Source organism: Streptomyces sp. JLBG701 (assembly GCF_058544905.1).
The window spans coordinates 7,344,348-7,367,071 of record NZ_CM178588.1 but is presented as its reverse complement, the minus strand read 5'-3'; the positions used below and the strand labels follow the sequence as shown (position 1 = coordinate 7,367,071).

The 22,724-nt window shown below is 69.8% G+C and carries 21 protein-coding genes; 6 read left to right on the top strand and 15 right to left on the bottom strand.

Features of this window, described 5'->3' with window-relative positions; genetic code table 11:
- Nucleotide 1: 1 nt before the first annotated feature.
- The 6 genes from AC5DRG_RS34175 to AC5DRG_RS34150 form a co-directional block, all read right to left on the bottom strand.
- Nucleotides 2–1,339: a TadA family conjugal transfer-associated ATPase gene (locus tag AC5DRG_RS34175; protein ID WP_491803390.1), complete on the bottom strand. Its 1,338-nt coding sequence runs from the start codon at nucleotides 1,337–1,339 to the stop codon at nucleotides 2–4.
- A 29-nt stretch (nucleotides 1,340–1,368) separates the two neighbouring features.
- Nucleotides 1,369–1,746 (bottom strand): TadE/TadG family type IV pilus assembly protein, encoded by a 378-nt coding sequence (locus AC5DRG_RS34170; RefSeq protein ID WP_491803389.1) that lies wholly within the window; start codon nucleotides 1,744–1,746, stop codon nucleotides 1,369–1,371.
- Nucleotide 1,747: 1 nt separating this feature from the next.
- Complete coding sequence (locus tag AC5DRG_RS34165; RefSeq protein ID WP_491803388.1) at nucleotides 1,748–2,116, bottom strand: TadE/TadG family type IV pilus assembly protein; 369 nt, start codon at nucleotides 2,114–2,116, stop codon at nucleotides 1,748–1,750.
- A gap of 2 nt (nucleotides 2,117–2,118) precedes the next feature.
- Nucleotides 2,119–3,378, bottom strand: a complete 1,260-nt coding sequence (locus tag AC5DRG_RS34160; protein ID WP_491803387.1) for a CpaE/TadZ family protein — start codon at nucleotides 3,376–3,378, stop codon at nucleotides 2,119–2,121.
- 9 nt (nucleotides 3,379–3,387) lie between these two features.
- Nucleotides 3,388–4,095 carry a Flp pilus assembly protein CpaB gene (cpaB, locus tag AC5DRG_RS34155; protein WP_491803386.1) on the bottom strand — a complete coding sequence of 236 codons (708 nt, stop codon included), beginning with the start codon at nucleotides 4,093–4,095 and terminating at the stop codon, nucleotides 3,388–3,390.
- Between the two features lie 75 nt (nucleotides 4,096–4,170).
- Nucleotides 4,171–4,980, bottom strand: coding sequence for a hypothetical protein (locus tag AC5DRG_RS34150; protein ID WP_491813240.1), 810 nt, complete (start codon nucleotides 4,978–4,980; stop codon nucleotides 4,171–4,173).
- Between the two features lie 373 nt (nucleotides 4,981–5,353).
- On the opposite strand from AC5DRG_RS34150, the gene AC5DRG_RS34145 reads away from it, so the two are divergent.
- Entirely contained in the window at nucleotides 5,354–5,755 is a 402-nt protein-coding gene (locus AC5DRG_RS34145) for a hypothetical protein (protein WP_491803385.1), read from the top strand.
- Between the two features lie 57 nt (nucleotides 5,756–5,812).
- On the top strand, nucleotides 5,813–7,504 hold the full coding sequence (locus tag AC5DRG_RS34140; protein ID WP_491803383.1) for a chitinase: 1,692 nt from the start codon (nucleotides 5,813–5,815) through the stop codon (nucleotides 7,502–7,504).
- A gap of 13 nt (nucleotides 7,505–7,517) precedes the next feature.
- Here the strand turns inward: AC5DRG_RS34140 and AC5DRG_RS34135 are convergent, their stop codons facing one another.
- Nucleotides 7,518–8,474, bottom strand: coding sequence for a TIGR01777 family oxidoreductase (locus AC5DRG_RS34135; protein WP_491803382.1), 957 nt, complete (start codon nucleotides 8,472–8,474; stop codon nucleotides 7,518–7,520).
- A gap of 113 nt (nucleotides 8,475–8,587) precedes the next feature.
- Here AC5DRG_RS34135 and AC5DRG_RS34130 point away from each other — a divergent pair, with 113 nt between their 5' ends.
- A complete protein-coding gene (locus tag AC5DRG_RS34130; protein WP_491803381.1) occupies nucleotides 8,588–9,238 on the top strand; it encodes a hypothetical protein in 651 nt (216 codons plus the stop codon).
- A 138-nt stretch (nucleotides 9,239–9,376) separates the two neighbouring features.
- On the opposite strand, the gene AC5DRG_RS34125 is transcribed toward AC5DRG_RS34130, so the two are convergent.
- The 3 genes from AC5DRG_RS34125 to AC5DRG_RS34115 form a co-directional block, all read right to left on the bottom strand.
- Complete coding sequence (locus AC5DRG_RS34125; protein WP_491803380.1) at nucleotides 9,377–10,732, bottom strand: cytochrome P450; 1,356 nt, start codon at nucleotides 10,730–10,732, stop codon at nucleotides 9,377–9,379.
- A gap of 179 nt (nucleotides 10,733–10,911) precedes the next feature.
- Nucleotides 10,912–11,037 carry a hypothetical protein gene (locus AC5DRG_RS34120; RefSeq protein WP_491803379.1) on the bottom strand — a complete coding sequence of 42 codons (126 nt, stop codon included), beginning with the start codon at nucleotides 11,035–11,037 and terminating at the stop codon, nucleotides 10,912–10,914.
- 184 nt (nucleotides 11,038–11,221) lie between these two features.
- Complete coding sequence (locus AC5DRG_RS34115) at nucleotides 11,222–12,538, bottom strand: MFS transporter (RefSeq protein ID WP_491803377.1); 1,317 nt, start codon at nucleotides 12,536–12,538, stop codon at nucleotides 11,222–11,224.
- Between the two features lie 231 nt (nucleotides 12,539–12,769).
- On the opposite strand from AC5DRG_RS34115, the gene AC5DRG_RS34110 reads away from it, so the two are divergent.
- Both AC5DRG_RS34110 and AC5DRG_RS34105 read left to right on the top strand, forming a co-directional pair.
- Nucleotides 12,770–13,279 (top strand): SigE family RNA polymerase sigma factor, encoded by a 510-nt coding sequence (locus AC5DRG_RS34110; protein ID WP_491803376.1) that lies wholly within the window; start codon nucleotides 12,770–12,772, stop codon nucleotides 13,277–13,279.
- A gap of 104 nt (nucleotides 13,280–13,383) precedes the next feature.
- Complete coding sequence (locus AC5DRG_RS34105; protein WP_491803375.1) at nucleotides 13,384–14,619, top strand: hypothetical protein; 1,236 nt, start codon at nucleotides 13,384–13,386, stop codon at nucleotides 14,617–14,619.
- Nucleotides 14,620–14,664: 45 nt separating this feature from the next.
- On the opposite strand, the gene AC5DRG_RS34100 is transcribed toward AC5DRG_RS34105, so the two are convergent.
- The 4 genes from AC5DRG_RS34100 to AC5DRG_RS34085 all read right to left on the bottom strand — a co-directional run bounded on the left by AC5DRG_RS34100 (nucleotide 14,665) and on the right by AC5DRG_RS34085 (nucleotide 20,286).
- Nucleotides 14,665–15,990 carry an Nramp family divalent metal transporter gene (locus AC5DRG_RS34100; protein WP_491803374.1) on the bottom strand — a complete coding sequence of 442 codons (1,326 nt, stop codon included), beginning with the start codon at nucleotides 15,988–15,990 and terminating at the stop codon, nucleotides 14,665–14,667.
- Nucleotides 15,991–16,046: 56 nt separating this feature from the next.
- Entirely contained in the window at nucleotides 16,047–16,469 is a 423-nt protein-coding gene (locus AC5DRG_RS34095) for an ATP-binding protein (protein ID WP_491803373.1), read from the bottom strand.
- Nucleotides 16,470–16,547: 78 nt separating this feature from the next.
- Nucleotides 16,548–17,453, bottom strand: a complete 906-nt coding sequence (locus tag AC5DRG_RS34090) for an anti-sigma factor RsbA family regulatory protein (protein ID WP_491803372.1) — start codon at nucleotides 17,451–17,453, stop codon at nucleotides 16,548–16,550.
- Nucleotides 17,454–17,511: 58 nt separating this feature from the next.
- The gene (locus tag AC5DRG_RS34085) at nucleotides 17,512–20,286 is read right to left on the bottom strand and encodes an ATP-binding protein (RefSeq protein ID WP_491803371.1); all 2,775 of its coding nucleotides are present in this window, start codon (nucleotides 20,284–20,286) and stop codon (nucleotides 17,512–17,514) included.
- A gap of 331 nt (nucleotides 20,287–20,617) precedes the next feature.
- On the opposite strand from AC5DRG_RS34085, the gene AC5DRG_RS34080 reads away from it, so the two are divergent.
- Complete coding sequence (locus AC5DRG_RS34080; RefSeq protein WP_491803370.1) at nucleotides 20,618–21,958, top strand: M14 family metallopeptidase; 1,341 nt, start codon at nucleotides 20,618–20,620, stop codon at nucleotides 21,956–21,958.
- A gap of 80 nt (nucleotides 21,959–22,038) precedes the next feature.
- Here the strand turns inward: AC5DRG_RS34080 and AC5DRG_RS34075 are convergent, their stop codons facing one another.
- On the bottom strand, nucleotides 22,039–22,614 hold the full coding sequence (locus tag AC5DRG_RS34075) for a hypothetical protein (RefSeq protein WP_491803369.1): 576 nt from the start codon (nucleotides 22,612–22,614) through the stop codon (nucleotides 22,039–22,041).
- Between the last annotated feature and the right edge of the window lie 110 nt (nucleotides 22,615–22,724).

Genomic DNA, 22,724 nt, shown 5'->3' with positions numbered 1-22,724 from the left:
CCTACCTGGCTTCTCGGATGGCCAGCTGACCGGCGGTCTGGGCGACGCCGTAGGCCTGGGGGATGGGCTGGTTCGCCATGTAGAGGCGGTCGGCGGTGCGGCGCGGGAGCGGGTAGTACTGGAAGGTGCCGTAGATCCGGCCGTCCGCCGCCATCGGCTGGGCGTCGTAGCGGGCGACGGTCGCCAGCCGGTACTGCTCACCGCCGTGGCTGTCGAGGATCGCGATCTCGGTGATGCGACGGGCGCCGTCGGCGAAACGGGTGAGCTGGACGATGACGTCGACGGCACTGTTGATCTGGTCGTGCAGCGCTACGAACGGGACCTCGACCTCCGACATGGAGGCCAGGGTCTGCAGCCGCATCAGCGCGTCCTCCGCGCTGTTGGCGTGGACGGTGGCGAGCGAGCCGTCGTGGCCCGTCGACATCGCCTGGAGCATGTCGAGGGACTCGCCGCCTCGGACCTCACCGACGACGATGCGGTCGGGGCGCATCCGGAGCGAGTTGCGGACCAGGTCGCGGATCGTGATCTGGCCCTTGCCCTCGACGTTCGGGGGGCGGGCCTCCAGGCGGATCACATGGGACTGCTGGAGCTGGAGTTCCGCCGAGTCCTCGATCGTGATGATGCGCTCGGAGGAGGGGATCAGACCGGAGAGGGCGTTGAGGAGGGTCGTTTTCCCGGTGCCCGTGGCGCCCGAGACGATGATGTTGAACTTCGCCTGCACCAGGCCGGCCAGCAGAAGCAGCATGTGCTCGTCGAGCGAGCCGAGGCCGATCATCTCCTGGAGCGTGAAGGAACGCGGGAAGCGGCGGATCGTGAGGGTGGCGCCGGTGAGGGACAGGGGCGGGATGATCACGTTCACGCGCTCGCCGGAGGGGAGGCGGGCGTCGACCATCGGGTTCGACTCGTCGACGCGACGGTTGACCGTCGAGACGATGCGTTCGATGGTCTGCATCAGCTGGTCGTGGGAGGGGAAGCGGAGCGGCAACTGCTCGACACGGCCGCCTCGTTCGACGAAGATCGCATCCGGGCCGTTCACCATGATCTCCGTGATCGACGCGTCTTCGAGCAGCGGCTCCAGGATGCCGAGGCCCAGCGCCTCGTCCACCACCCGGCGGATCAACTGCGCCCGCTCACCCGTCGACAGGACCGGACCCTCACGGCTGATGATGTGCCCGAGCACGCGCTCCAGCCGGGCCCGGCGTTCGGCCGCGGCCAGTGCGGACATCTCCGCGAGGTCGATCTCCTCCAGGAGTTTGGCCCGGTAGGAGGCGACCATGTGGCCGTCCTCGCCCCGACTGCCGTTCTCCTCGGGGGAGTTGATGCGTGCCCGAAGGCTCATGGGTTCCGTGCTCCTCGGTCGTTCATTCCTCAGTGGTCGATCGGCATGGTGGCCTTCTTCTGGGCCTGCCCGAAGTCCCAGATGGGGAAGACCTGCGGGATGTCGACGGTGGCGGTGACGGTGACCTCGTCGCCCGCGAACGCCGGGGCGCAGGTGGTCCCGCCGGACAGCCAGTCGCTGACCGCCTGCTGGCAGGCCTGTTGGGCGTTCCCGTCGAGCGAGGCACTGCGCGCTCCGGCCCGGGCCGCCGTGCCCGCCTGCTGCCCGACGTACGCGATCATCCCGATCTGTACGCCCGCCATGGCGACGAGCATCAGGATCGGGATGAACCCGAGGTACTCGATGGCGACTTGGCCGAGGTCGCGGCGGGCGCCGCCTTTACGGTCGTAGAAGAGTCGGTACGACATCTCAGTGCTTCTCCTCTTCTACGGCCCCGGCGTGGCCCTCGACCGTGAACGGGAAGCCGATCGAGCCCGGGAAGAGGACGGGCACCTGAAGCCTGACGGTGGCCGTAACGAAACCCTCTCCGCCGCAGTCCACTTCTCCCCCCCATGCGTCCGGCAGCTTGTCCAGGCCCGCCTGGCTACACGCGGCCTTCCGCTCGCCCCGTGTCGCCGCCGTCCCCGCCCGCACCGCCTCATCCGCAGCGTTCCCCGCGAGGGTGAACGTGTACCCCACAAGGACGAACTGCCACAGCAGTACCAGCGTCAGAATGATCAGCGGTGTCATGCCGAGGAACTCGATGGTGACCTGGCCGCGGTCGTCCCGGTGTCTCATGGCTACCCCCCTATCTCCCTGCGCCGCCGCATGCTCACCGAGCCGCGGTCCGCGCCCCGCACCCTGCTGCCGCTCTTCTGGGCGCCCTCGGGGACGTTCATCAGCCCGAGTTCGCTCGCGAGGCCCCACAGGGCCTGTTTGACCGTGCTGCGGTTGTCCAGGAGGTGGATGCGGCCCGCGTCCACCGCGCCTTGGAGTTCCTTGAAGTTGGCGGGGATGGCGGTGGCGGCGACCGCTGTGCCGGTGATGCGCTGGATCAGGGCGGGCTGGATCTCCGTACCGCGCGTGTGGCGGTTGACGACGACCGTCGTCTCCTCGGCCTTGCGGATCTGCAGCCGGTCCCACATCCGTACCGTGCGCTTGGCGGCCCGGACCGCCACCACGTCCGGGGTCGTGAGGAGCAGGGCGGTGTCGGCCATCTCCACGGCCGTCGCGCTCGCGCCGCTCATCTGGGCGCCGCAGTCGATGACGACGACCTCGTAGCGGGAGCGCAGGGCGCTGACGATCTGGCGGGCGGCGCGGTCGGTGACCTCCTCGCCGCGTTCGCCCTCGCCGGGGGCGAGGAGCAGGGCGATGCCCGTGTCGTGGCGGAAGACGGCGTCGGCGAGGACGCGGGGCGAGATGTCGGTGATGGCGGCGAGGTCGACGACCGAGCGGCGGAACTGGATGTCCAGGTAGGAGGCGATGTCGCCGGTCTGGAGGTCCATGTCGACGAGGGCGGTGGAGCGGCCCGACGCCTGGGCGGCGAGGGCGAGTTGGATGGCGGTGAGGGTGGCCCCCACTCCCCCCTTCGCGCCGCTGACCGTGGCGACCGTTCCGCCGACGCCGGTGAACACGTCGGCGCCGTGGCCCAGATGGCGCCGTACGCCCACCGACCACTGGGCGACCGCGTGGACGCGGGTGGCGAGTTCCTCGTAGGAGAGCGGGAGGGCGACCAGGCCGCGGGCGCCGGAGTCCATGGCGGCCTGGAAGAGGAGGGGGCCGGCGTCTGTCGTGACGAGGATGACGCCGACGGCGGGGAAGCGCAGGGCCACTTCGCGGATCAGTTCCAGTGCGGGGACCGGGCCGATGCGCTCGTGCACGACCACGACCTCGGGCAGTTCGTCGACGGACTCGGCGGCGAGGTGCGCGAGGGTGTCGATGAGCTGGGTCGAGTCGGCGACGGGGGCGACCGGCTCGGCGTCCGGGAGCTGGCTGAGCAGGGTCGTGATGGACCGGACCGCGTCCGGGTCGCCGACCGCCGGGAGGATCCTCGTGGGCATGCGGGCCTCTCACTTGTCCTTCGCGAGTTCGTACGTGCGGTCCGACTCGGGGACCGTGGTGTCGCTGCCCGGTGCCACCAGCGCGAGGCGGACCCGCTGGGCGAACGACTCGGCGTACGTGATGCGTTGGGCGTCGATGGTGGACAGTGCGAAGGTGATCGGGACGGCGTCCGTGGGCTGCTGGTTCCGGTTGTTCTGGTCGGGTTCGAGGGCGGTGAGCTGACCGACGTCGAGGACTCGGGCGTTCGTCACGATGATCTTCGACTGATCGGGGGCGCCGTCAGTCGCGCCCTCGAAGGTGGCGTACACGTTGACCGTGGAACCCGGCGTGATCTTGCCGGCCACGCCGGTCGCCGCGTCGATCATGATGGCGACCTCCTGCTCCCCTGCCTGCAGGGCCGGCTGGTCGACGATCATGTCGCTCTGCAGCAGAGAGCCCTTCTTGAGGGTCGTCACCGCGATCTTGCCCTCGATCTGACGCAGACTGGTGATCGCGTTCGCCGACAGCCAGCGCTTCGGCATCTCGATCTTCTCGAACTGGCCCGCGGTGAGTGTCCGGTACGGCTCCACGTCGGCCTTGAGCCGGTAGGCGGTGACCTCGGGGCCGACCTTGGACTTCACGTCACTGATGACGGAGAGGACGCCGGCGAACGCGCCGAGGGCGCAGACGACCGACAGGAGCAGGAGTATCACGCCGCGGCGCTGACGGGAGTTCATGAACCGTGCAACCTCATTGGGGATATCGGTCGAGCGGACAGGAAATTCGCGTACGGGGTTTCTGTGGTTCAGGACTCACCCGGTGGGGGCTTGGTTCTCGTAGACGGGCGGGGTGGCCGAACAGAAGACGCAGCGGTCGCCGATGACGTCGATGCCACACCAGTGGCAGATGTTCTGCCGCACCGACGTGACCAGTTGGTAGAGGACGGACAGGTCCGGCAGGTAACTGCAGAACTCGATCAGCTTGTTCGTACCCCACCAGTTCGCGGATTCGGCCGGAAGTGGCGCCTCTCTCAGCCCTTGGACACTCCAGGCGGGGGCGAGCGCGCTTCCCACCCAGTCGGACTGGAGCTGCCCCTTCGCCACGAGCATCCAGGTGCCGAACTCCGGCCCGGCGAGGGCGGCTCCGGGCGCGATCTTCACCAATTGCGGCTCGGGATGGGCGAGTACGGCGAACTGGCTGCCGGGGACCCAGGACTTGGCGTGCTGTTTGAGGCCGACGGGGACGCGGTCCAGCTTGGCCACGGAGTTGAGTACGGCCCCGGCGTGGATGTAGTGGGTGAGCAGCCGGCCCGCCGAGGCGAGGACGCCCGGACTGAGGTCGCAGGACGCGAGCTGCCTCAACTGGCGGGCCAGGACGGCGAGTCCGAGTGGGGGCAGTTCGGGACGGAACAGGGCGATACGGTCGCTCTCCAGGATGGAGCGGACGGTATGCAGCCTCCGCTCCACGCCGGCCGGGGCGGCCCGCGAGGACACGACGATCACATGCCCGTGCTGGTCGATCAGCGTCTGGATGGCCGCCAGCGACCGGTCCAGCGGCTCCCTGTCCAGGTCCGGCAGGACGACTGCGGGCACGGTTCGTTCGTCCTGCGGCGGCAGCGCCATGTCGGCACTGGTCACGGCAACGGCTGTTGGCACGCGCAGCTCCCCGTCTCCCGCCCGTCGGCACCCGCCGGCGTTACTCCGGCCTACCGAGTCGACTTCACAGCGTGACTACCTCAGCACTGTATCCACGCCTCTGTGACCGGAGAACAGCAAATCTGTAGCTGTGGAGCAACCGACATCTCACAAGCCACGTCAAAACGGGGCAGGTTGCGCATCGCGTCCGGTCCGAATGCGTCGCCCGGCGCCAGTGGGACCGGCCTGGGTCTCCACCTGGGCCTCCGACTGGGTCCCTGTTTGGGTCCCCGGGCCCAGGCATCCGGGCCCGGTCCGCACATACGCTCGCTTTCGCCGTTCACGTAGATCTTCGGAGGCGATGGATTCGATGCCGGCGCTCGCGCGGTCCTGGGCGGTGGGCCTCGTCATCCTCCTGTTCACCGAGTACGTCCAGATGAAGCTGATCCACGACACCATGGTCGCCCCGGACGGCACCGACTCCTTCGGCGCGACCCTCGCCCTGATCCACCTGCCCCACCTGGCCTGCGTCGCCCTGGCCACGTGGGCGGCGGCGCGGGCGTACCCCGAGCCGTGGCGGGAGATTCCGGCCCGGCAGGTGGCGGCGGCGTGCGCGGTGCCGGTGGCGGCCCAACTCCTGGCGCTGCCCCTGGGGTGGGAGGGGACGGGGTTCGCGGAATCCGCGTCCTGGATGTCGGCGGCGGTACTGCTGGCGGGATGCACGGCGGGGCTGTTGCTGGACAAGCTGGTCTGGACCTCTTGACGGACCCATTGGCCCAGACCTCTTGACAGATGGATTGGTCTGGACCAGCTTATTGTCATGTCCAGATACAGAAGATCGGCACGGCTCTGGGCAGGAGCCGTCACAGCAGCCCTCGCCCTCACCTTCGCGGGCACCGGCCAGGCATCCGCCGCGGACGTCAACAACGCCAAGAACGCCGGCTTCGAGTCGGGCCTGACCAACTGGACCTGCACCGCGAGCAGCGGTACGACGGTCTCCTCACCGGTGCACGGCGGCTCGGCCGCGCTGAAGGGGACGCCGGCCGGCCAGGACAACGCCAAGTGCACCCAGTCGGTCGCGGTCCAGCCGAACTCGACGTACACACTGAGCAGTTGGGTGCAGGGCGGCTACGCCTACCTGGGCGTGACCGGCACCGGCACCACGGACGTGTCGACGTGGACGCCGGACTCGACGGCCTGGAAGCAGCTGTCGACGACCTTCACCACGGGCGCGTCGACGACCTCGGTGACGGTGTACACACACGGCTGGTACGGACAGCCGGCGTACTACGCCGACGACGTCTCCGTGTACGGCCCCGACGGGGGCGGCGGCACCGACCCGCTCCCGACGATCCCGTCGGCACCGGCCGGCCTGTCGGTCTCGGGCACGACGTCCTCGTCCGTGTCGCTGGCCTGGAACACCGTCTCGGGCGCGACCGGCTACAACATCTACCGCGACGGTACGAAGGTGACGGCGGTGACCGGCACTTCGGCGACCGTGACCGGGCTCGCGGCGTCGACGTCGTACTCCTTCCAGGTCACCGCGACCAACTCGGCGGGCGAGTCGACGAAGTCGGCGGCGGTGACGGGCACGACGACGGCGAGCGGAGGGGGCGGGGGCAGCGCGCTGCCGAAGCACGCCGTGACCGGCTACTGGCAGAACTTCAACAACGGCGCGACCGTCCAGAAGATCTCCGACGTCCAGTCCGCCTACGACATCATCGCGGTCGCCTTCGCCGACGCGACGACGACACCGGGCGCGGTGAGCTTCACCCTCGACTCGGCCGGTCTCGGCGGCTACACGGTGGCCCAGTTCAAGACGGACATCGCGGCGAAGAAGGCGGCCGGCAAGAAGGTCGTCATCTCGATCGGCGGCCAGAACGGCACGGTGTCGGTGAGCGACTCGGCGTCGGCGACGAACTTCGCCAACTCGGTGTACTCGCTGATGCAGACGTACGGCTTCGACGGCGTCGACATCGACCTGGAGAACGGTCTCAACGCCACCTACATGACCCAGGCGTTGCGCTCACTGTCCTCGCTGGCGGGCTCGTCGCTGGTCATCACGATGGCTCCGCAGACGATCGACATGCAGTCCACGTCCAACGCGTACTTCCAGACGGCCCTCAACGTGAAGGACATCCTCACGGTCGTCAACATGCAGTACTACAACAGCGGTTCGATGCTGGGCTGCGACGGCAAGGTGTACTCGCAGGGTTCGGTGGACTTCCTGACGGCCCTCGCCTGCATCCAACTGGAGGGCGGACTGTCCCCGTCCCAGGTGGGGTTGGGGCTGCCGGCCTCGACGAGCGGGGCGGGGAGCGGGTATGTGTCACCTTCGGTGGTGAACAACGCCCTCGACTGCCTTACGGCGGGGACGAGTTGCGGCTCCTTCAAGCCGTCGAGGACGTATCCCGACCTGCGGGGCGCGATGACGTGGTCGACGAACTGGGATGCGGCGGCTGGGAATGCGTGGTCGAACTCGGTGGGGGCGCATGTGCATGCACTGCCGTAGCAGTTAATCGGGCTCACCTGGTGTGGCCGGACCCGCCGCGCACGCGACCCACGAGGTCGGCGGCGGCGTCCGGCCACTGGGCGTGGTCGAAGGTGAAGCCCGCTTCGAGGAGGCGGCCGGGGACGACTCGGCGGCTCTTCAGGAGGAGTTCGGTGTCCGAGCGGAGCGCGAAGGCACCGAGTTCCGCCATCCACTTCGTCGCGGGCAGGCCCACCGGGACGCCCCAGGCGGAGCGGAGCCCACGCATGAACTCGCGCTGCGGCAGGGGAACGGGAGCGGCGAGATTCACTGCCCCGGTGAGGTCGTCCCGGTCGACGAGAAACTCGACGGCGCGGACGAAATCGCGGTCGTGGATCCAGGACACGTACTGCGCACCGCCCGCGACGGGACCGCCGAGCCCCAGCCGGGCGAGCCGCAGCAGGACGTCGAGGACGCCGCCGCGATCGGGGCTCATCACCATGGCGGCGCGGAGGGCGACCTTGCGGGTGAAGGGGGTCTCGGCCTTCTCCTGCGCCTGCTCCCAGGCCTTGGCGATCTCGACGCTGTAGGACCAGTAGTCGGGGACGTCGGGTTCGGTGCCTCCGATCACGCCGGTGGCCTCGTCGTTGGGGGCGTCGAAGCGGTGGGCGTAGACGGTGGCGGTGCTCATCTGCAGCCACAGCCGTGGCGGCCGGGCGGCGGCGGAGATCGCCTCGCCGACGACTCGGGCGGAGTGGACGCGCGAGTCCATCATTTCCCGCAGGTTGGCATCGGTGTAGCGACAACTGACGCTGCGACCGGCCAGGTTGACGACGACATCGCTGCCGTCGATCGCCTCGACCCAGGGGCCGAGGGTCTCGCCGTCCCAGGAGATCTCATGGTCGCGTGTCGGGTGTCGGGTCAGGACCACGACTTCATGGCCGGCGGCGGTCAGCTCGAGGGTCAGGATCGTGCCGACCTGCCCGGTTCCACCGGGTATGACGTACTTCATCGGGCTCCCCTTGGTTGACAGGGAGGAGCCTAGCGCAGATTTGAACACGTTCAAAAGGGCGACACGGAGAAAGGATGTCCTAGTCTCGGAACCCCGAAGCAGGAGCCGGCCAGATGACACGCCCCGTGCAGGTCCCCACGGACACGTGCGCCTTCGATCACCCCGAGACTCGGCGGAACTGGCAGCTCGCGCGACTGCGCGCGGGGGCGGTTCTGCCGCCGGTCGTGATGTTGCTGCTCGCGACCCTGGTGGTGATGGGGATGCTCGGGGACCGGCCCGGGACGCAGCCGTTGTGGATGCGCGTCGCGGGCCTCGTGTGTGTCGTCGCGGCCCCGTTCGTCTTCGCCTTCGCGCTGTACTCGGTGGGGCCCATCCTCCGGCTACGGAGGATCCGGAGGGTTCTTCGGGAGTACCCCTGGGAGTACCGCGCATCCATACGTCCCACCCCCGGCGTCAGGGACACGATGGCACTCCCCGTGCGCGTGCGGACCGACGCGGACGGCGACTGGTCCAAGACCATGCGGGCGGTCAACCCGCTCCAGAGGAAGCGCTGGACGGGCGAGCTGGAGCACGGCGCCTGGTTCGCAGGCGACCCCGAGTTCGGCGGGGTGATCGCGGCGCCGGGGGCCACGGACTTCATGACACTGGAGCGGGGTGCGCGGACGCCACCGGAACTGTACGGGGAGATCGCCCGCGACAAGGAGCGCATGGCTCGGGCCAGGCGGGCGGGGATCGCGCCGCTTGGCGGGGGCCTTCGCGGCTAGCCGGTTTCCGGTGGGGGTCAGTCCCGGCGATCGGCTCCTTTGGGCCAAGCGGCGAGGGGAAAACCGCAGGTCGGCTGCCGCCAGCGTGGGCCAAACGCTCCGATCACCCCCTCCCACGCGCTAGCGCCCGACCCCGGCTCAGGGGCGGTTTCGGGGGCGGACGGTCATCCGTAGGGTGCGTGGCCGTACGGTGAGCCGGGCGACCTGGCGGATGACCTGGCCCTCGGAGAGTTCCAGCCGTACCGAACGCAGCATCGTCGCGAGCGCCGTGACCATCTCGGTGAGGGCGAGACGGTCCCCCATGCACTTGTGCTTGCCGTCCCCGAAGGGCAGGAACGCGCCCGGCGGAGGCTGCTGCGCGGGGTCGGTCCACCGGTCCGGGTCGAAGGTGTGCGGGTCGGGGAAGCGCTCGGGGTCGCGGTGCAGGGCGTGCTGGCAGTAGGCCAGTTCGGTGCCGGCGGGCATCGTCCACTCGCCGAGCCGGGTCTCCTCGGTGGTGCGGCGGGTGACCAGCCAGCCGGGGTGGTGCAGCCGCAGGGTCTCGGTGATCACCCGGTTCAGGTACGGCAGCCGGGTCACGTCGTCGAGGGCGACCGGCCGCTCACCGACGACCTCGTCCAGCTCGGCGAGGATGCGGGCCTCGATCTCCGGGTGGCGGGCGAGTTCGTACAGGGTCCAGGACAGCACCGACGCGGTGGTCTCGGTGCCCGCCACGGCCAGGGTGAGGATCTCGGAGCAGATCTGATGCCCGGTCAGCGGCTCGCCGGTCTCCTCGTCGACGGCGCGCAGCAGCATGGAGAGCATGTCCCCGGTGTCGTGCCCGGAGGCCTGCAGTTCGTCGACGGCGGTGTTGATGGTGGCGCGTACGCCGGCCCGGGCCCGGTCGAAGCGGCGGTTGAAGGGCAGCGGCAGGCGCTCGGCCCAGTCGGGCAGCATGATGCGCACACCGACGTCGTTCAACACCACCGACAGGTCGCTGCGCAGCCGGCGGAAGACGGCGTCGTCGAGGCTGCCGGCGAACACCGTCTTGGCCAGCATGTCGAGGCTGAGCCCGACCATCGCCTCGCGTACGTCGAGGGTTCGCCCGGGTTCCCAGCCGGCGACCGTGGCCGTCACCTCGGCGCGCATGATGTCGACGTACCGGCTGATCTCGGTGTGGGCGAACGCCGGTTGCAGCTGGCGGCGTTTGCGTACGTGGTTCCGGCCGACGGCGGTGACGACACTGTCGCCCAGCAGCTGCCCCAACTTGTCGTAGAGCCGACCCTTGTCGAGGCTGGGCCCCAGGGCTTTGAGCATCTGGTGGATCAGGGCGGGGTCCTGGACCACGACGGTGCGCGTCCCGGGTTGCAGGGTGATCTCGACGAGTGGTTCCCGTGTGTCGCGCAGCGAGTCGATGAAGCCGAGGTTGTCGCGCATTTTCAGAGCGTGGCCGATGAGCGGAAACGATCCTGCAGCTCGGGGTATGGGGCGAGGCGCGGTGGACGTCACGGTCATCCCTTCACGGCAATCATGGGCGCCCCTATGACTTCCCTGAACTTTCCCCAACGCAATCCTGTAATCAGCGTGTCCTACGCCACGCAGGACGAGCTGGTACCGAGGCCGGCCAGGGGTTGGCGCCAGGCGAAGCTCTTGCGGTAGGCCAGGAGTTGCCGGTCAGCAACCGTTCGACGCGGCTACCCCATCGGCCGGAAATACCCCAGCACCGGCGCCAGTTGAGCGAACCACTGCGCCACCAGGTCTCGACTCTTCGCGTCGACGACGCACTCGTAGAACCTGCCGTTGATGTGGATGACGGCCATCATGAGGGTCTTGCCGCGGGCTGCGGGTACGCGTACTGCGGTGGCGGTGGGCCGAAACCCGGTGGAGCCGGTGGGGGCGCGCTCGGCAGAGGCGGAAGCTGCGGCTGAGGCGGCGGCTGGTTGGTCATCGGTGTCGGTCCCCCGTGCCTCGGTCTGGTCCTTGGCGAAAGATAATCGCCCCGCATCAGCCCGCTGCCGTCACCAGGGCGTGAGCCATCCTCCGCACCCGCCGACGCCCTCCCCGCGTCGCCACCGGCACCAGCCCGATCGCCGCCGCCCCCAACACCGCCGTCACCGCGAATGTCGTGAAGCCGAGCGACGCATTACCGGATGCGAGGACCGTGCCGCCCAGGGTCGGGCCGACCACCCCGCCCAGCCGCCCCATGCCGGTGACCCAGCCGAGGCCAGTGGCGCGTTCGGGGGCCGCGTGTACGCGAGCCGTGGCTGCGTAGACCATCGCCTGGGCGCTGTAGAGCCAGATGCCCGTCACGAAGACGACCGCATACGCGGCTGTCAGCGGCAGTTGGGCCCTCAGGGCGTACGTGCCGCATGCCGTCAGCAGGAACCACAGCGCCGACACCCGTACCGGGCCGAAACGGTCCGCCGTGCGGCCCGCGATCAGCATGCCTACGATTCCGCCCGCATTGATCACCATCAGGAACGTGACCGAGGAGGAGAGCGAGTAGCCCGAGCTCCGCATCAGCTCCGGCAGCCACATCGAGACGCCGAAGACCAGCAGCAGGCCGGCGAAGGACGCGATCCAGAGGAGTGGGGTCGCCAGGCGGGTCTCCCGGGCGAAAAGACCCGTGATCGCCGCAATCCGACGCGGTGCCTCAGTCCTGCCGCCCGGGCGGGGCAGGCCGTAGCGGTCCGATATCTCGTACGACTGCTGCTGGCGGCCCTTCGCCAGTAGTACGGCCGGGGACTCCGGCAGCCATCTCAGTGCCGCCGGTACCGCGATCAGCGCCGGCAGCGCGCCGATCCAGAAGGCCCAGCGCCAGCCCTGGCCGGGGCCGATGGCCAGGCCCACGCCCGTCGCCGCCATGCCGCCCGCGTGGTACGACGTCATCATCAGGCCCATGGCCAGGGCCGCCCGGCGAGGAGGGGCGAACTCCGCGACGATCGCCAGAGCCAGCGGCATCAGGCCGCCCAGACCCAGGCCCGACACGAAGCGGCCCGCGGCGAACATCCCGGTGTCCGGGGCCAGTGCGCACACCGCCGAGCCCAGCGAGAACAGCACCACGCTCGCCGTGACCAGCGGCTTCCGGCCCAGCCAGTCCGTCAGGGAACCCGTCGCCAACGCTCCGATCAGCATGCCGAAAGTCGTCCAGCTGCCGATCGTTCCGGCGGGGGCGTGGGTGAAGCCGAGGGACGGGTCGGCCAGCAGGTGCGGCATCGTCGCGCCGTAGAGCATCGCGTCCATGCCGTCGAAGAACAGGGCCAGCCAGCACAGGGCGATGACCGGGGCGACGGCCCTGAAGGTGTGGTCGGTCGGGGCCACAGCAAGTTCTCGCTTTCCGCCACGGCGTTGTGGCAAGACACCCCCTGATATCCCCTGACACCGCCCTGGGATACCGAACGCCCTGGTCAGGGGCTGTGTGAGTCTCTCCCCGGGCCCCATCTGTGTCAATGCCTTCACCCTGCCCTGCGATTCGTGTGAAACATTTCCCGGGGTCCACCGCATCAGTGAAGTGAGGACGGTGCGAGCAGCGCCCAGAAGCAGGGGGATCACATGAGACAGGTCCTTGCGGACCAGTACGCGGAGTTCGCGGCGGCACGCGCGGGGCATCTCTACCGCTCCGCGTGTCTGCTCACCGCCGGCGACACGCACCTCGCCGAGGACTTGGTGCAGGAGACCCTGGGCCGGCTGTACATCAGCTGGCAACGGGTGAGCCGGGTGGGGAACCCGGCCGGGTACGCGCAGACGGTGCTCACCCGCACCTTCCTCGCCCACCATCGGCGCCGCAGCAGCAAGGAACGCGCCACCGACGTACTGCCGGACCAGGCCTACGCCGACCACGGCGACGTACCGCTGCGGCTGACCCTGTTGCAGGCGCTCGCCCGGCTGCCCGCCAAGGACCGGGCCGTGGTCGTCCTGCGTTACTGGGAGGACCGGTCGATCGAGGAGACCGCCGACGCGATGAACGCCAGTTCGTCGGCGGTACGGACCCGATGCACCCGGGCCCTGGGCCGGCTGCGGGAGCTGCTGGGCGAGGACCTCGGCGAGTACGCGCGCTTCTGACCACATCCCCACCTCCAGTCACATCTCCATCTCCGGTCACATCCCCACGACCCCACCCCCACGACTTCCCATCACTACAGACCTCGCGGAAACGGTGGTTTGCCATGCCCGTTCAACAGCACAGCGATCCCTTCGAGGACCGCGTCGCCGCCGAGCTGCGCGATGCCGGCTCCGCCTTCCACCCCGACGGGACCGCGCTCGCCGCGGCCGGTCTGGCCCGTGGGCGGCGGTTGCGGCTGCGGCGTCGGGCCGCCGTCGTGGGCGGCACTGCCTCCCTCGCGCTTGTCGCGGTGGGCGGGACGCTGCTCGTCCTGCCCGGGGACGACAGCGCGCGGGAGTCCTCGGTGGCGGCGAAGCCGAGCGCGTCCGCGTCGGCGAAGCCGGTGTCCGACCAGGAGCTGATCCAGACGCTCGAAGAGCTGCTCGGGAACGGGAAGTTCACCGAGGAGGCCGGCCGGGGCACGGCGGACGAGTTGGGGCCGTACGCACAGCTCGTGTGGGACGACGGGAACGGAGATGCCCTCGTCTCCGTGAACCTGGGCCGGATCGAGCCGGGCAGTTCACAGGCCCGTGAGTGGACCACGTGCCCGTCGAAGACGCAGACGCCTTACGACAGTTGCAAGACCAGCAGGCTGCCCAACGGCTCGCTGCTCAAGGTCTTCCAGGGGTACGAGTACCCCGACAAGCGCGAGGAAACGAAGTGGTGGACCGCCGACCTGGTCACCGCCACGGGGCAGCACGTGTCGGTGAGCGAGTGGAACTCCATGGCCGAGAAGGGGGCGCCGGTCAGCCGACCCAACCCGCCCCTGAACGGAGAGCAGTTGAAGGAGCTGGTGACCGCACCGGCGTGGCTGACCGCGGTCGACTCCATCCCCCAGGACACCGGGGACGCCGGGGCGCCTGCCCCGGAGGAGAGCGGCATGACCGGCGTCGACATCCGCAAGGCGCTCGTCAACCTCCTCCCCGACACTGTCGACGTGGTCTCAGCGGGCAACAACGACGATGGCGGCTGGGGCTATGTCGTCGTGAACGACGGCAAGGGCAAGAGCCTCGTCGAGATCAACGTGCAGCCCGGCTTCGGGGACCTCGCCGACGACGCCATCTTCAGCGGCGCCGAGACCCTCGACGACGGCACCCTCGTCACCACCCGTGTGACAGGCGGCGACAAGGGCGTGGAGGGCGTCGTCATGTGGACCGTCGACACCCTGCGGACCGACGGCCTGCGTGTCGTGATCAGCGCCTTCAACGCGGGCGACCAGCACGGCGCGCCCTCCCGCGAGAAGCCGGCCCTGACGATGAAGCAGTTGAGGGAGATCGCGCTCAGCCCTCAGTGGCGGTAGCTCTCGGTGGCAGTAGCCCCTCGGTCGCAGTAGCTCGGCGGCAGGTCAGAAGAACTCCGACCACGGCTGATCCCACACCTGCTTCACGCACAGCACCAGGAACAGCAGTCCGGCGATCGCGAGCATCGCGTTGCTCAGCGGACCGTTGCGCCATTCCCTGAGCGTGCGTGAGGAGTTGAGGAGCCACATCAGCGTCCCCGCGAGGAAGGGGAGGAACGCCGCGCCGAGGACGCCGTACAGGATGATCAGCCGGAAGGGCTGGCCCTGGAAGAGCAGGACGATGGGCGGGAAGGTCAGCCACAGCAGGTACGCGCGGAACGGCCAGGACCGTTCGCGGGCGCCTGAGGCGACCTCCTCGCCCGTCGCCGTGTCCGTTCCCGCCCGGAAGCGGGCCACGAAGTCCGCGAACATCAGGCTCACGCCGTGCCAGACGCCGATCAGGGAGGTGAAGGAGGTGGCGAAGAAGCCGATCAGGAAGAACTTCGCGGTCGCCGTGCCGTACTCCGCCTCCAGGATGTCGCTCAGCTGGATGAGGCCCTTGTCGCCGCTGGCGATGGCCACGTTCGCGGAGTGGAGAAGTTCCGCGCCGACGAAGAGCATGGCGACGACGAAGATGCCGGTCGTGGCGTACGCGACGCGGTTGTCGAAGCGCATCACCTTCATCCAGCCGGTGTTCGTCCAGCCCTTGGCGTTGACCCAATAGCCGTACGCGGCAAGGGTGATGGTGCCGCCGACGCCGCCGATAAGGCCGAGGGTGTTGAGGATCGAGTCCTTCTCGTCGGGGAGGACGGGGAGCAGGCCCGCGAACGCGTCGCCGAGGTTCGGGGTGACGCGGATCGCCAGATAGACCGTCACCACGAACATGACGCCGACCAGGACGGTCATGACCTTCTCGAAGACCGCGTACTTGTTGAACCAGACGAAGACCAGACCCACCAGGCCGCAGGCGATCGCCCACGCCTTGAGGTCCATCACGTCCGGGAAGAGGGCCTGCAGCGGCAGGGCGCTCGACGACATCGCCGCCGCGCCGTATACGAAGCCCCAGATCACGGCGTAGACGACGAAGAACCACGACGTCCAGCGGCCGAGGCTCGCCCAGCCGTCGAACAGGGTGCGGCCGGTGGACAGATGCCAGCGGCCGGCCGCCTCGGCGAGGGAGATCTTCACCAGGCAGCCGATGACCGCGGCCCACAGCAGGGTGTAGCCGAAGTTGCTGCCCGCGATGAGGGTGGCGACCAGGTCACCGGCACCGACGCCGGTCGCGGCCACGACGATGCCGGGGCAGATGTACTTCCAACTGGACTTGCGGGGGGAGGAGTCGGGATGGCCTGGGGCCTGAGTTTCCGTGGGGTTTCCCGTGGTGTCGGACATGCGGGTCAACAAAGCGCAAAGCGCGGTGTCTTACAAGAGGGCGTGTGGCTGCCCCGTTACCCGCAGTCGAGTTCGAACCAGACCGTCTTGCCCGCCCCGTCCTGCTCACAGCCCCAGCGCTTCGCGAGCGCGTCCACCAGGAACATTCCGTGCCCCCCGCTCCCCGAGGTGTCCACGCCCAGTACCCGCGGCGAACGGTGGTCCAGGTCGGCGACTTCGCAGCGCAGGATGGCGTCGGCGACGGTCAGGGTGAGCCGGAAGGGACCGGCGGAGTGCAGCAGGGCGTTGGTGGCCAGCTCGCTGACCAGGAGTTCCGCCGTGTCCACCAGCTCCGCCAACTCGTCCGGCTCCGCCGGGCCCCAGCCCTCCAGATGCCTGCGCACCTCCTGACGGGCCTCGCGGACCGCGGAGGGGCGGGGGTCGTACTCGACAGTCAGGGGACCGGGATCCGGGAACCGCACCCCGGAATGTCGCAGCATGATCCCAGGATGACCTCCCCGGGTGTACGGCACACGGGGAGGACTACCTGTTTCCATACCCGCGTACGGGGACGCCGGCTACGCGTACTGGACGCGTACCGTCGTGCCCCCTCCGTCGGGGCGGACGTCGACGTACGCGCAGACCTGCCGGGTGAACCACAGGCCCTGGCCGGGCTCCAGTTCGTCGACGGGCGGCGGGACGAAGCCGGCCAGGGGGTCGTCGACGCGGGCGGCGAGGCGCAGTTCACAGACGCAGGCGGGGGCCTCGCCCCACAGCAGGGCGCCGGTGACCGGGCCGAGGGCCGTCGCCGCGGTGACGGCCTCGGCGAACAACTCCGCGTCCGCGGCGCCGAGTCCATGGACGGCGGCCCAGGCGCAGACGGCGTCGTGGCTGACGTCCGCGAGCGGGATGGCGTCGAACGGGGGCCGTGGCAGCGGCACGGAGTCGAGTTCGGCGGCCAGCCGGGCCGGATCCTCGTACACGCCGCTGCCGGGGTGGGCACGACGGGCCGCGTCGACGAGGACGGGGCCCGCGGTACGGGTGTCGTAGGCGCACAGGGCCGTGGCCACCGTCGGCGCGAAGAGGAGGTTGGCGAGAGCCTCGTAGCGGATCCACTCGGCGGCCTCGCGCGGGGACCGGCCCGCGCGGCCGCTCCACACCGGTTCCATGAGGAGGTGGATACGGCCGCCGGGTCCGGCGTGCGCGGCGAGGTAACCGGCGCTCTGGGCAACGGCGTTGGCGGCGGACCCGGAGTACCACTCGGTGTGCGGGACGAAGCCGACGCCCTTCGCGTCACCGCCGAGCGCGTCGCGCAGGAGGTCGAGTTTGCCGGGCTCCGCGATGGCCACGGGTGGCGGTTCGCCGTCGGCCGCGAGTCCTTCGGCGAGGAAGGGCAGTGCGGCGGCGACGAACTCGTCTTCCGAGCCGAACACGGCCATACGGTGGTCGAACGCGCCCTGCGTGGAGGTGGGTTGGTCGGTCATGCGGCCCCCTTCTGTCGTACGCCTTCGTACGTCCGTCTTGGTGAGGGTGGGGATCGGGTCAGCGCTGTGCCGTCACCCAGGTGGCGATCTGGCTGCGGTTGCTGAAGCCGAGCTTGCTGAGGATGCGTTCCACATGGCCTTCGGCGGTGCGTCGGGCGATCACCAGGCGGTCGGCGATCTGCTGGTTCGCGAGTCCCTCGGCGACGAGTGCGGCGACCTGGGTCTCGCGGGTGGTGAGCCGGACGCCGTTCGCGGGAGGTGGGGCGGGTACGGATGGCCCGGATGCCGCGGATTCCCTCAACGGGCTCTCTTCTACGGCTTGTTCGGCCTGTTCGGGCCGGCGCTCGCTCAGTGCGTAGCCGACGATCTCCGCGAGGCCGAGTCGGCCGCCATGTCCGTAGAGCCGCTCGAAGACGTGTGGGCCGAGGGCCTCGCGTGCTCGTGCCTCGCTGTCGCGCCGCCGGGCGTTGAGGAAGTCCGAGCCCCAGCGGTTGTGGTCGACGTCGGCCCAGACCCGGTCGGCTCCGCCGAGCAGGACGGCGGCGCGTTCGTGGGCGTCACCCAGGAGCACGATCTGGGCGAGCAGGTCGAGGGTGAGTCCGATGCCGGTGACGTCGTTCATCGCGAGCTTGAGCCGCAGGGCGTGTCGGGCGTGGTGTTCGGCCTCCGCCCGGTTGCCCTTCACGGTGTGGGCGAGGGCGAGCATCCGCAGGACGTAGGAGAGCACCCACTCCTCGCCGTGCTCCTCGCACAGCCGGCGGGTGTCCTCGCAGACGGCGATGGCCTGGTCGGCCTCGCCCAACAGGCCGAGCGCGCAGGCGAGTTCGACGCGGTCAAGGCCGACGAGGCTGAGGTGCTGACCGGGGACGCGGCCACGCGCGACGGTGGCCCGGAAGTGCTCCAGGGCGGCGAGAAGGTCGTCGCTGAACAGGCGGATGACCCCGATGACGTACTCGGCGTGGGCGGCCTCGGCCGCGTCCCCGAGCCGGAGGGCCAGGGCACGAGCATCCTCGGCGCGGCGCAGGCCCCGGGTGAGGTCCTCGGGGGAACCGGCGAGGAGGCCGGCGATCCACAGGGCGCGGGCCCGCTCGGGAGTCTCCTCCGGGTTGGCGTCGAGGGCCCGGTCGAGCCAGTAACGGCCCTCGCGGGGTGCGCCGCAGGCATGCCAGTAGAACCAGAGGGTCCCGGCGAGCCGCAGCGCGGAGAGCGCCTCGCCGGGTGCGGTGAGGCCGAATTCGAGGGCGCCGCGCAGGTTGTCCTGGTCGACACGCAGCCGCGCGACGATCTCCCGCTGCCCGGGCCCGAACCAGGCCCGCTCACAGTCGGCGGCCCGCGCCTGCGTCCACGCCAACTGCCGCCGCCGGGCCGCGTCCTCCTCCCCCGGCATCTCCCGCAGCCGGTCGACGCCGTAGTGCCGAAGGGTGTCGAGCAGCCGGTAACGCACTCCGCCCCCGGGCCCCGTCTCCCTGCACAGCACCGACTTGTCGACAAGCCCGGCGACGGCTTCGAGGACCTCGTACGACTGGACACGGGGCGGTGGGCTTACGCCGGGCGTGCCGACGACAGCCGGGGGCGCGCCGACCATGCCGACCGCGGTCGGAGGCGCGGGCCGCACGACGCAGTCGCGGGGCGGCACGTCGCCGTGCGGCGGTACGGCGTCGCCGCCCTGCCGGAGTTCGCCGCCCTGCCAGGGTCCGGCGCCCTCGCGACCCTGGTGAGATTCGGAGCGCCTGCCGCCCTGGCGGAATCGGGTGCCCTCGCCGCCCGTTCGGGGAACGCCGCCGCACTCGCAGTCCTCGCGGGTCGCACCGAGACTGCCGACCCCGTCGCTTTCACGCCCCCCGCCACCTTCGCCGCCTTCACGGACTCCACGGCTCCCACCGGCCCCGCCTGCCCGATCGGCCGTCCCATCCACTCCCTCCGCCCCCTCCACCCCGTCCGCGCACACCGCCTCCGCCGTCTCCAGGTCGAAGCTCCCCGCCAGTACCGACAGCCGGGCCCACACCAACTGCTCCTGTTCGGTGCAGAGTTCGTGGCTCCAGTCGACGGTCGCGCGGAGCGTCTGGTGGCGGGGTGGGACCGCGGGGCTGCCGGCGGTGAGGAGGCGGTAGCGGTCGTCGACGCGTTCCAGGAGTTGTTCGACGCCGAGGACGCGCATGCGGACGGCGGCGAGTTCGATGGCGAGGGGGAGGCCGTCGAGGCGGCGGCAAAGGCGGGCCACCGCCTGCTTGTTGGCGGCGGTGAGCCGGAAGCCGGGGACGACGGCCGCGGCGCGGTCGGCGAAGAGGGCGAGGGCCGGGTTGGCGGCGGCGGAGAGGTCGCCGTCCGGATCGGGGACGGGCAGGGGTCGTACGTCCATGAGGTGCTCCTCGGTGAGGCCGAGGCGGTGGCGGCTGGTGGCGAGGACGCGGACGCCGGTCGTGCCGCGCAACAGCGCCGCCGCCAGATCGGCGCAGGCCCGCAGCAGGTGTTCGCAGTTGTCGACGACCAGGAGCAGTCGCCGGTCACGGACCTGGGCCACCAGCGCGTCCAGCGGCGGGCCGATCGAGTGATCGTGCAGCCCGAGCGCGTCGGCGACGGCGAGCGGGACGAGCGCCGGGTCGTGCAGTCCGGAGAGGTGCACGAAGCGCACGCCGTCCGGGAAGGCAGGTTCGACCCGGGCCGCGATACGTGCGGCGAGGCGCGTCTTGCCGACGCCGCCGGGCCCGGTCAGCGTGACCAGTCGGGCCCTGGCCAACAGCTCGCGGCCCTCGGCCTGTTCGTCCCGCCGGTCGACGAAACTGGTCGTCTCCACCGGTAGCCGGGTGTCCCGTCGTGGCGCTGATCCGCCCATGATCAGCCAGTCCTCTGGGGTGTCGTCCGAGAAGCCGGAGGGTGTGGCTCCTCTTGCGCGAACCCTCACCCTCTCCCGTGCGCCACATATATGCACGCGACGCTCACACCCGCGGGTGCACTTTGCCGGGGAGCGCCTCAGCGAGTACCGGCACGCGTACACTGCGCAACCGAAAATTCGGCCGGTTTCGGCCAGCGTCTCTTTATCCACTCTTGACCTGACCATGTCACGCCCGCACGATGAGCGCCACACGCGCACGCACCACGTGCGCGTAACACCCGCACACGTACGTCGCAATGAACCACCCCCCAGCTCCAACCAAGGAGATTTCATGCGACTTCGCATACGCGGCTCAGGCGTCCGCAGCGGCAGACGAACCGCCGCTCTCGCCGCCCTGATGGCCATCGCCCTCGCGGCCCCCATCTCCGCGACGGCCGACAGCGCCCCGAAGGCGGCACCCTCGGCCGACGACATCCGCCAGTACGAGATCCACGTCGACCACAGCACCCCGGTCACCCGCACCGCCATCGCCACGTCCGGCGTGTCCGTGGACGAGGCCGACGAGGAGACGGTGGTCGTCTCCGGCCGCGCCGACCAGATCAAGAAGCTCAAGCAACAGGGCTACGAGGTCTCGCTGTTGGGCTCGGCACCGGACCGCTCGTCCGCCGCGGACGACATCCGGCTCTACGACTTCCCGTCGGCCGACTCGCAGTACCACAACTACGCGGAGATGACGAGCCAGATCAACGCCGCCGTCGCGGCCTACCCGAGCATCGTCAGCCAGCGCGTCATCGGCACCTCGTACTCCGGCCGGAACATCGTCGCCATCAAGATCAGCGACAACGTCGGCACGGACGAGGCCGAGCCCGAGGTGCTGTTCACCCACCACCAGCACGCCCGTGAGCACCTCACCGTCGAGATGGCTCTGTATCTGCTGGCCGAGCTGACGTCCGACTACGGCACCGACTCCCGCGTCACCAGCATGGTGAACAACCGCGAGATCTGGATCGTCCCGGACCTCAACCCGGACGGCGGCGAGTACGACATCGCGAGCGGCGCGTACCGCTCGTGGCGCAAGAACCGTCAGCCCAACAGCGGTTCGTCGTACGTCGGCACGGACCTCAACCGGAACTGGGACTACAGGTGGGGCTGCTGCGGCGGTTCCTCCGGGTCGACGTCCTCGGAGACCTACCGGGGTACGGCGGCCGAGTCCGCACCCGAGGTCAAGGTGGTCGCCAACTTCGTACGCAGCCGGGTCGTCGGCGGCGTCCAGCAGATCAAGGCGGGCATCGACTTCCACACGTACAGCGAGCTCGTGCTGTGGCCCTTCGGGTACACGACGGCCAACACCACGACCGGCATGACGACCGACGACCGCAACGCCTTCGCGGCCGTCGGCACGAGCATGGCCGACAGCAACGGGTACACGCCGGAGCAGTCCAGCGACCTGTACATCACCGACGGGTCGATCGACGACTATCTCTGGGGTTCGCAGAAGATCTTCGCGTACACCTTCGAGATGTACCCGACGTCGAGTTCCGGGGGCGGCTTCTACCCGCCCGACGAGGTCATCTCCCGGGAGACGGCCCGGAACCGGGACGCGGTGCTGCAGTTGCTGGAGAACGCGGACTGCATGTATCGGTCGATCGGCAAGGAATCGACGTACTGCTAGTAGGTCCGGGGTGATCCGGTAGATCCGGTAGTCGGGGAACTGCGGGCCGGTTGTGGCTGGTCGCGCAGTTCCCCGCGCCCCTACTCGGCGTCTCCGTCGCCGTCTGTTTCTTCCTCGAAGTAGGCGTCCAGGACCTCGTCGAGCTGCGTTTCCCACTCGCCGAAGCGGCTTCTGGACGTCGCCTCGATCTCGATCGGGTACCAGCGGCGGTCCGGCGTGTGCACCGTGATGGTGAAACGCTTGCCGAAGCGGGGGGACTCCGTCTCTACGGCGCCGATCTCGTCCCAGCGGAACTCGCAGGCCTGGTCGTCCAGGGCGAGACGTACGCCCTTGTGGTCGGCGACGATCTTCGCGCGGCGGTCGGAGGCCTCGAAGACGGGCCCGTCGGGGGCTTCGTCCTCCTCGTCCTCCTCGTCCTCCTCGTCCTCCTCGGCCTCCTCAGTCGCCGCGGTCTCCGCTCCCCCCTCGGCCTTGTCGGCCTTGTCGAGAGAGGGGCCCTCGGACACCTCGGCCTTGGCCTCCGCCTCGACGGAGTCGTCCGCCAACTCGGCTTCCGCCGGCTCGCCGGACGCGGGTGAGGTGAGCCCGGGGATGAAGGCCGGGTCGAATCCGGCGCCCTCCAGGGGCTGGCTGCTCGAACCTATGCGCTGCTCCACAGCCGGAAGTATGGCGGACGAAGCTGTGCCGTGGGGCGCCGGGGGCGAGGCTTCTCAGGGGACGGACGGGGCGAGGGGTACTCGTCTCACTACGCGCGGAATGTGCCCCG

Bases quoted from the DNA above. Each gene is read 5' to 3' on its own strand.
- AC5DRG_RS34105 (WP_491803375.1), top strand. From the start codon at position 13,384: ATGCCCGTTCAACAGCACAGCGATCCCTTCGAGGACCGCGTCGCCGCC.
- AC5DRG_RS34135 (WP_491803382.1), bottom strand. From the start codon at position 8,474: ATGAAGTACGTCATACCCGGTGGAACCGGGCAGGTCGGCACGATCCTG.
- AC5DRG_RS34120 (WP_491803379.1), bottom strand. From the start codon at position 11,037: ATGGCCGTCATCCACATCAACGGCAGGTTCTACGAGTGCGTCGTCGAC.
- AC5DRG_RS34145 (WP_491803385.1), top strand. From the start codon at position 5,354: ATGGATTCGATGCCGGCGCTCGCGCGGTCCTGGGCGGTGGGCCTCGTC.
- AC5DRG_RS34170 (WP_491803389.1), bottom strand. From the start codon at position 1,746: ATGTCGTACCGACTCTTCTACGACCGTAAAGGCGGCGCCCGCCGCGAC.
- AC5DRG_RS34130 (WP_491803381.1), top strand. From the start codon at position 8,588: ATGACACGCCCCGTGCAGGTCCCCACGGACACGTGCGCCTTCGATCAC.
- AC5DRG_RS34080 (WP_491803370.1), top strand. From the start codon at position 20,618: ATGCGACTTCGCATACGCGGCTCAGGCGTCCGCAGCGGCAGACGAACC.
- AC5DRG_RS34110 (WP_491803376.1), top strand. From the start codon at position 12,770: ATGAGACAGGTCCTTGCGGACCAGTACGCGGAGTTCGCGGCGGCACGC.
- AC5DRG_RS34100 (WP_491803374.1), bottom strand. From the start codon at position 15,990: ATGTCCGACACCACGGGAAACCCCACGGAAACTCAGGCCCCAGGCCAT.
- cpaB (WP_491803386.1), bottom strand. From the start codon at position 4,095: ATGAACTCCCGTCAGCGCCGCGGCGTGATACTCCTGCTCCTGTCGGTC.
- AC5DRG_RS34095 (WP_491803373.1), bottom strand. From the start codon at position 16,469: ATGCTGCGACATTCCGGGGTGCGGTTCCCGGATCCCGGTCCCCTGACT.
- AC5DRG_RS34160 (WP_491803387.1), bottom strand. From the start codon at position 3,378: ATGCCCACGAGGATCCTCCCGGCGGTCGGCGACCCGGACGCGGTCCGG.
- AC5DRG_RS34085 (WP_491803371.1), bottom strand. From the start codon at position 20,286: ATGGGCGGATCAGCGCCACGACGGGACACCCGGCTACCGGTGGAGACG.
- AC5DRG_RS34165 (WP_491803388.1), bottom strand. From the start codon at position 2,116: ATGAGACACCGGGACGACCGCGGCCAGGTCACCATCGAGTTCCTCGGC.
- AC5DRG_RS34090 (WP_491803372.1), bottom strand. From the start codon at position 17,453: ATGACCGACCAACCCACCTCCACGCAGGGCGCGTTCGACCACCGTATG.
- AC5DRG_RS34150 (WP_491813240.1), bottom strand. From the start codon at position 4,980: ATGGCGCTGCCGCCGCAGGACGAACGAACCGTGCCCGCAGTCGTCCTG.
- AC5DRG_RS34175 (WP_491803390.1), bottom strand. From the start codon at position 1,339: ATGAGCCTTCGGGCACGCATCAACTCCCCCGAGGAGAACGGCAGTCGG.
- AC5DRG_RS34140 (WP_491803383.1), top strand. From the start codon at position 5,813: ATGTCCAGATACAGAAGATCGGCACGGCTCTGGGCAGGAGCCGTCACA.
- AC5DRG_RS34125 (WP_491803380.1), bottom strand. From the start codon at position 10,732: ATGACCGTGACGTCCACCGCGCCTCGCCCCATACCCCGAGCTGCAGGA.